This is a genomic window from Arthrobacter sp. UYEF21 (assembly GCF_040546085.1).
Lineage (GTDB): Bacteria > Actinomycetota > Actinomycetes > Actinomycetales > Micrococcaceae > Arthrobacter.
In genome coordinates this window covers 1-2,294 of record NZ_JBEPNF010000043.1, presented here as the reverse complement: position 1 = coordinate 2,294, position 2,294 = coordinate 1, and the positions used below count along the sequence as shown (strand labels likewise).

Here is a 2,294-nt window from a genome sequence, read left to right as displayed (position 1 = left end):
CACCACCGAAGCTGCGACGCTCGCCATCGCCTTCACGACGCGGACGGTCACCATAAGGCTTGTTGTCACGCTCACCGAACGGCTTCCGCTCACCACCACCGAAGCTGCGACGCTCGCCATCGCCTTCACGACGCGGACGGTCACCATAAGGCTTGTTGTCACGCTCACCGAACGGCTTCCGCTCACCAAAAGATTTGCGATCGCCGCTACCGGACCCAGGGGTGCGCTTCGGCACATCGGAACTCCGGTCGTCCCGGGACCGGAATCCCCGCGGTTCACCGCCGGAATTGTTGTTACCACGGAAAGGTCCGCGGTCGTTGCCGCCGCGATTGCCGCCGTTATGCTCAGCCATGTGGGGATTCCTCCTGTTATGAGCCGACCACTGGCGCAATCGCAGTCGCTCGTTCCGTGCTTCGTTATCCTACGCAACCCGAAATCAAGCGCTTCGAAGTCCGTACATCTCAGTCAATTCTAAGCGAGAGCCAACCGGCGCATGACATGGATCTGCCCCACAGATCGTTGTCGTGGGAAAGTTCACATTCGCGGCAGACGCTCTCGCGGTGGCTGCAGGTTTTCTCAGGACGCTCTCGCGGTGTCGGGAATGTTCCACGGCGGTGCGGGGCGGCTGGGGTGGGTTCGCCTGGTTTGCAGGGTGGCGGCGTGGTCCGTGTGTGGGTTTTAGGGGCCTTTCGCCGTTAGGCATGGTCGGTTGATTTGGGCCGGTAGGGGCGGTGACCGCCGGCCGCGAGTAGGCATCCGATTCTGTAGTTGGTGCAGTTGCGGAAGCCGCGGGCGATCCTGCGGGTGGTTTCGATGACGCCGTTGATTGCTTATGCCGAGGTCTGAGTTATGCCGACTTCGGTGGGCCCGTTGGCGGCGCCGTTGGTGTCGAAGTAGGCGAGGATCGCGCTCTTCCATTGTTTGAGTGTGCGGCCAAGACGTGCCACTTCAGGGATCGGGCACGTCGGGAACGAGTCGATCACTTCGGTGACGAGTTCCCGGCCCCGTTCCGGTCGGGCGTGGTAGACGTTGCGGATTTTTTGGTAGCACTGCCAGGCCAGGGTCACTGCGTGATCGGGGTATCCGGCGATGAGTTTCGCATCGAGCCGGGCGCCCTGTTTGTCGGTGAGGTGCTCGGCTCCGATCTGCAGGGGTCCGGCGGATCCCGTAGAGCGGATCTACCTTACGGCCCCGGTGCCCGAGGGTGTCCTGCTGGACCCGGCGGCGGACCTCATCGACCATTGCGGATCCGAGTATGACGACGTGGAACGCGTCTAGGACGGTGATGGCTTCGGGCAATTCGTCCCTAGATCGCGTTGGCGTAGCCGCGGAACGGGTCCAACGCAGCGGTCGATCCCGGCAGTGAATTCCTCGCCGCGGTCTTTGAGCCAGTCGGCATAGGCCTTCCCGGACCGTCCCGGCACGAGGTCAAGGAGCCGTGCATGGACAATGCCATTAGCGTCACGGGTGTGGTCCGCGATGCCGGTGACCATGCCGCTTCAGGGCGGACCGGTGTGGGACCAGACATGCTCGTCGACGCCGAGCCCGTTCACGCCGGCCAGCCGGTCCGTGCTTCCGATGCGTCTGGTGGCCTCCGCCTGGATGACGTCCCAGACGGCGTGCCAGGAGACCCCGAGTTGGTGTGCCATTGCCGAGACTGAGGTGTCGAACCGGGCCAGCGCGTAGGTCGCCCAGGCCACTGCCCGGGCGGTGAGTTTCGCCCGCGGCCCTGCCAGCGGGTGTTCCTAGGTGAACGCTGTCCTGTGACAGCCCGAGTCCGGGCACCGCCAGATCCGCTTGGCCCACAGCAGCCGCACCGGGCGGCCGAAACAGGGAATGTCGTGGAGCCGAATCTGGCGGCGGCCGTGGCCGATCGCGACGACACCGCGGTCCGGGCAGCCCGTGACGTCTTCCCCCGTTTCGACCCGCCGAACCAGGGCCGCCGTGGATGCCGTAACGGAGCTGATGTGGATGCCCTCCACTCCAAGCAGAGCATCGGCGCGCGAGCACCAGCGGCCACCGGAACAAGACATAGAGTTATTCATGTCAGGGTCTCTTTTGAGTATTGGTTTGCTTGGTCGCTACCAATTCAAAGAGGCCCTGACCTCATTCCCCCCGCACGACGCCGCACAGCAACCGACTACGCCACACCGCGCTGGTCTCAGCCAGCCCTAAGCATGCCTAAATGCGAAGGGCCGATTGGGGGTGGTTGTGTGGGTGGGTGGTTAACGTGGGAGAGCCCCCGGACACGTGGTGTTCGGGGGCTCTCGACCGGTAATAGTGTTCCGGCGGTG

The 2,294-nt window shown here is 64.1% G+C and carries 2 pseudogenes; both read right to left on the bottom strand.

The window, feature by feature from the left end:
• Positions 1 to 352 (bottom strand): annotated as a pseudogene (locus ABIB27_RS19235) (hypothetical protein); the annotation flags it as partial.
• A 343-nt stretch (positions 353 to 695) separates the two neighbouring features.
• Positions 696 to 2,045, bottom strand: a pseudogene (locus tag ABIB27_RS19525) (ISL3 family transposase).
• Positions 2,046 to 2,294: the final 249 nt, after the last annotated feature.